5 protein-coding genes (1 of these 5 cut by a window edge) are annotated in these 6214 nt (G+C 36.0%); 1 reads left to right on the top strand and 4 read right to left on the bottom strand.

Features of this window, described 5'->3' with window-relative positions:
* A protein-coding gene (locus AC0ONG_RS02195) for an efflux RND transporter permease subunit (RefSeq protein ID WP_000375600.1) crosses the window boundary here: on the top strand, positions 1-2698 show its 3' portion. Its footprint begins 347 nt before the window's first position; 2698 of the gene's 3045 nt are visible here — the last part of the coding sequence; its start codon lies off the left edge, out of view; its stop codon occupies positions 2696-2698.
* A gap of 44 nt (positions 2699-2742) precedes the next feature.
* Here the strand turns inward: AC0ONG_RS02195 and AC0ONG_RS02190 are convergent, their stop codons facing one another.
* The 4 genes from AC0ONG_RS02190 to AC0ONG_RS02175 all read right to left on the bottom strand — a co-directional run bounded on the left by AC0ONG_RS02190 (position 2743) and on the right by AC0ONG_RS02175 (position 6190).
* On the bottom strand, positions 2743-3267 hold the full coding sequence (locus tag AC0ONG_RS02190) for a P-loop nucleotide/nucleoside kinase family protein (RefSeq protein ID WP_000465748.1): 525 nt from the start codon (positions 3265-3267) through the stop codon (positions 2743-2745).
* 136 nt (positions 3268-3403) lie between these two features.
* On the bottom strand, positions 3404-4324 hold the full coding sequence (gene pstA, locus AC0ONG_RS02185; RefSeq protein WP_000994151.1) for a phosphate ABC transporter permease PstA: 921 nt from the start codon (positions 4322-4324) through the stop codon (positions 3404-3406).
* A 2-nt stretch (positions 4325-4326) separates the two neighbouring features.
* Complete coding sequence (pstC, locus tag AC0ONG_RS02180; RefSeq protein WP_000676676.1) at positions 4327-5217, bottom strand: phosphate ABC transporter permease subunit PstC; 891 nt, start codon at positions 5215-5217, stop codon at positions 4327-4329.
* 70 nt (positions 5218-5287) lie between these two features.
* Entirely contained in the window at positions 5288-6190 is a 903-nt protein-coding gene (locus tag AC0ONG_RS02175; protein WP_000245111.1) for a phosphate ABC transporter substrate-binding protein PstS family protein, read from the bottom strand.
* Between the last annotated feature and the right edge of the window lie 24 nt (positions 6191-6214).

The raw sequence follows: 6214 nt of genomic DNA, 5'->3' as shown, positions 1-6214 counted from the left end.
TAAATTACCTAAAGATGTAACCAAGCCCGTAGTTAGTCAATTAAACACTTCTATGATTCCACTCGCCCAAATTACTATCCAGAAACAAAACGGTTTTTCAAAAGCAGATGAAAAACAAATTGAAAAAGAAATCGTACCACAACTCGAAAACATTGATGGTGTTGCCAACGTTATGTTTTTCGGAAAATCAACCTCTGAATTATCTATCGTACTTGATCCGAACCAATTAAAAAACAAAAACGTAACATCACAGCAGGTACTAACTGTTTTACAAGGAAAAGAAACTTCTACTCCAGCCGGGGCAATTACTGTTAATCAGGAAGAATACAACCTCCGCGTCATCGGGGACATAAAAAATGTAAATGACATTAAAAACATCACTGTGGCACCCCAAGTGAAATTACAAGACATTGCTCAAATCGAAATCAAACAACACTACGATACAATCTCACATATAAACGGCGAAGAAGGCACAGGGTTAATCATCATGAAAGAACCGAGTAAAAATGCAGTTGCCATCGGAAAAGAGATTGATAAAAAAGTTAAAGAGATAAATAAGGAATATAAAGATCAATTTTCTATTAAACTTTTGGCTTCAACCCATGAACAAGTTGAAAATGCTGTTACTAGCATGGGAAAAGAAGTAATACTTGGAGCAATCGCTGCAACTCTAATTATCTTAATCTTTTTACGTAACTTCCGAACAACACTCATCGCTGTTGTCAGTATTCCATTATCTATTTTATTAACACTCTTTTTACTACATCAATCTAACATCACACTTAACATTTTAACCCTTGGTGGTTTAGCTGTTGCGGTTGGACGTCTCGTCGATGATAGTATCGTTGTCATCGAGAATATTTTCCGCCGTTTACAAAAAGATTCTTTCTCTAAAAATATTATTCTTGATGCAACGAAAGAGGTCGCCGTCGCAATTACTTCTTCTACTTTAACAACGGTCGCTGTTTTTTTACCTATCGGCCTCGTATCAGGAGCAATCGGAAAATTAATGTTACCTATGGTATTAGCAGTTGTATATTCTATTCTATCATCCTTAATCGTTGCACTAACAGTTGTTCCACTTATGGCTTTTTTACTACTCAAAAAAACAAAGCATCGAAAGCCAAGTTCTTCATCACGATATGTTGCTACCTTAAAGTGGTCTCTTTCTCATAAATTCATTATTCTACTTACTGCATTTTTATTATTTGCAGGATCAATTGCAGCCTATATATTACTACCGAAAGCAAACATAAAATCTGAGGACGACACAATGTTATCTATTAACATGACATTTCCAGCCGATTATAATGCTGAAGCTCAAAAACAAAAAGCATTCGATTTCGAAAAGAAATTACTTTCTAATTCAGATGTAACAGACGTTATTTTACGAATGGGATCTAGCGCAGAAGATGCACAATGGGGGCAAACAACTAAAAATAACCTTGCTAGTATATTTGTAGTCTTTAAAAAAGGGTCTGATATTGATCAATATATTAAAGAGTTAAAAAAGGAAAATAAAACTTTCGAGCCTGCTGAACTGGATTATATAAAAACAAGTTATTCAAGCTCTGGCGGCGGAAACAATTTGCAATTTAACATAACAGCTACTAACGAAGGGAATTTAAAAGAGACGGCTACTATCGTCGAAACAAAACTAAAAAGCATGGATAATCTTTCTAAAGTAAAAACGAATTTAGAATACTCTAAGAAAGAATGGCAAATTCATATTGATCAAACAAAGGCTGAACAACTAGGCTTAACACCAGAAATAGCTGCGCAACAAGTAGCATTCCTTATGAAGAGATCGCCTATTGGCGAAATTACAATTAATAATGAAAAAACTACTATTATGATAGAACACAAAAAGGAAAACATAAATAAACAAGACGATATTTTAAACACAAACTTACTATCACCTATTAATGGACCAATTCCTTTAAAAGACATCGCATCTATTTCAGAAAAACAAACACAAACAGAAATTTTCCATAAAGACGGAAAAGAAACAATTCAAATTACCGCCGAAGCTTCAAATAAAGATTTAAGTAAAGTAAACACAGAAGTAAATAAAGCGATAAATGACTTAGATTTACCTAGCGGTGCAAAAGTAAATATCGCAGGAGCTACTGAATCTATGCAAGAGAATTTTACAGATTTATTTAAAATTATGGGGATCGCAATCGGGATTGTATATTTAATTATGGTTATCACCTTCGGGCAAGCACGTGCTCCTTTTGCAATCTTATTCTCCCTGCCATTAGCTGCTGTCGGTGGTATTTTAGGATTAATCATTTCACGAACACCTGTTGATGTAAATTCCTTAATCGGTGCATTAATGTTAATCGGGATTGTCGTTACAAACGCTATTGTATTAATAGAAAGGGTCCAACAAAATCGGGAACACGGACTGGAAACGAGAGAAGCCTTACTGGAAGCAGGTTCTACTAGACTACGTCCAATTATTATGACGGCTATAACAACAATCGTCGCTATGCTACCACTCTTATTCGGTCAATCGCAAGCAGGAAGTATGGTATCAAAAAGTTTAGCCGTAGTTGTCATCGGTGGTTTAGCAGTCTCAACTGTTCTTACATTAGTAGTCGTTCCAGTTATGTATGAACTATTAGATAAAATCGGAAAAAAAAGGCGCTCCCGTAGAAAAATAAGCACTTCTACAGAAACACCCGATATTTAAAACCAAAAGGCGTTATCTTCACGAATGAAGATAACGCCTTTTCTCTATCTACTCATATAATCTATCATGTTTTCCGCATACCGCTCTAGAGGTTCACTAGAATCCACAATAAGATATTCACTATTTAAAGGTTTCTTACTACCATTTAACCACTTTTTAAAACCTACTTCCGACCTCACTTTTTCAATTTGACTAATCATACGCTTACGTGTTTGCAGTCTCGCATTAATCTCTTCCATATCATTAAGATAACACTCAATATATTTATATTTCACACCATGTTTATTTGATAATTTAATCCCTTTTTCAACCATTCCCTCATATAAACATGGACTATCCAATATAACACTATGCCCTTGTTCTAAATAAGAATCAATCAATGCCCATTCAGCATCATATGCAAGTCCACCAACTATCGTTGATTCAATACCTTTCACTTCTAGTGATTTTAACAATGCTGATTTCAAAACGTCATGATCTACAATTATAGCACCTGTTAACTTCGCTATATACTTAGAAACTGTGGATTTTCCCGCCCCTGGAAAACCTGACATTTGCAGAAAAAACAAATTAAATCCACTCCCTCATTTTCACCTCTTTATCTATATAACGAATTACAAATTCAACAAGCGCTATACCTTTTCCTTCTATATTAAAATGCAAAAAGAACCCTCTACTTATAAATAGAGAGTTCTCCTTTGTAACTTATGCCGCTTTTATCTTCTTCGTCGTTTTACTTTTTCTTTTCGTTCCTGTAAAGCGCTTATGCAATACAGATGCTATCAAGCGTGAAATGACATTGAATAGTAATACCATAATAATTAATACAGCTGCAGATTTTGTCGCAATCAACTTCGCATCTGGAATAAACCCTTCAGAATTTAACTTCCAAATATGAACTGCTAACGTTTCAGCTGGTCTAAACGGATTTAAAGGATGCGCAGGACTCGAGAAGTCCGCTGCTGAATTTAAAATCGGAGATGTTAAACCCGCTGTGTAAATTAATGCTGCCGCTTCCCCAAATATACGACCCGCCGCTAAAATAATCCCTGTAATAATTTGCGGTAATGACGATGGGATAATAATACGAACGATTGTTTGCCACTTTGTTGCACCTAATCCAAGACTTGCCTCTTTTACATTATGAGGCACTTCTGAAATAGCATTTTCACAAACACGTGTTAAACCTGGTAAGTTTAAAATAGTTAAAGCAAGAGCACCACCCATTACTGTGTATCCCCAGCCTGTCATTGTAACGAACACTAACAAACCAAATAAACCAACAACAATAGATGGTAAAGACGCCATTGTCTCAATGCATAAACGAACAAAATTTAAAAAGCGCCCTTGTTTTGCATACTCTGCTAAATATATTCCAGCACCTAGTCCAAGAGGAATAGATATAATAAGCGTTATAACAAGCATGTAGAATGAATTGAATAACTGCGGACCAATCCCACCACCAGCTCTTGTATTACTTGGTTCTCCAAACAAGAAATTAGGATCCCAAAAACCCCATCCCTTTTGTAAAATTTCAAACACTAAGAACACTAGCATAGCTACGACCAAAGCCGCAACCGCATAAAAGATACCCGTCCAAACTTTATTTACCGTTCTTGCATTCATTATTATCGCTCACCTCTTTGCCCAATCGCTCGAATTACTAAAATAAACAGGAATGAAATAACAAGTAAAATCATCGCTAAAGTCCATAGCGCATTATTCCAAGCAGTTCCGTTCAATGTATTTGTCATGTCCATTGTCAAAATACCAGTTAACGTTGCTGTCGGACTATATATTCCTTCTGGTAATTTAATCGTATTCCCGATTACCATTTGAACGGCTAGCGCTTCACCAAAAGCTCGCGCTAAACCTAAAACAACACCTGTTAAAATTCCTTTTTTCGCAGCAGGAACAATCACTCGGCTAATTGCTTGCCATTTCGTTGATCCTAGGCCATAAGAAGCTTCTAAATAATCAAATGGAACAGAGCGTATTGCATCAGAAGCGATACTAGCAATAGTAGGTAAAATCATAATACTTAATACAACGATACCCGCAATTAAACTAAAGCCCACTCCCCCGAACGAATCACGTAATAACGGAACTAAAATCGTAACCCCTAATAATCCGTATACTACTGACGGAATACCGACTAATAATTCTAAAACAGGCTTCAATACTTTATTTCCAAACTTCGGCGAAATTAAATTCATGAATATAGCCAGAGCTATAGCAATTGGTGCACTAATAATAACCGCACCTAACGAAACCACTGTTGAACCTACAATAAAAATTAAAGCCCCAAAAGATCCTTGATCAGCATTTGGATTCCATTTTGTCGATGTTAACATCTCAGTAAACGAGATACCACTTTGTGTAAAAGATTGAATTCCTTTGCCACAAATAAACGCAATAATAGCTAATGTAATTAAAACAATAAAAATACCACAAAACGTAACAAGTGATCTTCCTATATATTCACTTTTCACGTAATTAATTTGTTTTTTCCCCTTCATCACAGGACAGACCCCACTTCACAGATTGAAATGAACAGGACTGGCCTTGCAGCCAGCCCCATAAATTTGATTACTTATTTAATTTAGACATTGGAATGTAGCCCATATCTTCTACTTGCTTTTCAAAGTCTTTACCTTTTACATAATCGATGTAAGCTTTTGTTGCTTCTTTCGCTTCACCTTTTGTTACCATATACTCGTAAGACCAGAATGGATATTTACCAGACGCAATGTTTTCAACTTTTGGATCAGCACCATCAATTTTCACTGTTTGCAGTGCACCTTTTTTATCACCCACCATGTAAGACATTGCTAAATAGCTTACTGAACCTGGAGTAGAATTGATAGCTTGCTCTACTGCACCGTTAGAATCTTGTGTTGTTCCAGTTCCATCATTGATTTTTGCGTCTTTCATAATTGTTTTTTCGAATGTAGCACGTGTACCAGATGAAGCTGGACGATTAATTACGTTGATTTTTTCATCTTTTCCGCCTACTTCTTTCCAGTTTGTTACTTTTCCAGTGAAGATATCTTGTACTTGTTGCACTGTTAAGTTATCAACTTTTACATCTTTATTTACAACAAGAGCGAATGCAATACCCGCTACCTTGTTATCTACTAATTCTTTCGCCTTTTCAGCATCTTTTATTTTATCTCCGGACGGAACATCTGAATTACCAATTTGCACTGCACCAGATGCTACTTGGTTAATCCCAGTTCCACTACCGCCACCTTGAACTTGAATAGAAACTTTTGAATTTTTCTCCATGAATTTCTTTCCAGCTTCCTCCGCAAGAGGTAGAAGAGCTGTAGAACCAGCTGCTGCAATCGTACCCGATAATTCTTGTTTTGTATTATCGCTTCCTTTAGCAGTTTCTTTACTAGTTGTATCTTCTGCTTTTCCACACCCAACTAATGCTCCTGCTACCACTAAAGCTGCTAAAGAGAATTTAATACCTTTTTTCATAACCATGTCTTGTACCCCCATTTGGATTAT

Source organism: Bacillus sp. TCT6 (assembly GCF_056033845.1).
The sequence above is the reverse complement of the archived record's forward strand: the minus strand, read 5'-3'. Positions and strand labels throughout refer to the sequence as shown.

Excerpts from the sequence above, each read along its gene's own strand:
- pstA (WP_000994151.1), bottom strand. The coding sequence starts at position 4,324 with ATGAATGCAAGAACGGTAAATAAAGTTTGGACGGGTATCTTTTATGCG.
- pstC (WP_000676676.1), bottom strand. The coding sequence starts at position 5,217 with ATGAAGGGGAAAAAACAAATTAATTACGTGAAAAGTGAATATATAGGA.
- AC0ONG_RS02175 (WP_000245111.1), bottom strand. The coding sequence starts at position 6,190 with ATGGTTATGAAAAAAGGTATTAAATTCTCTTTAGCAGCTTTAGTGGTA.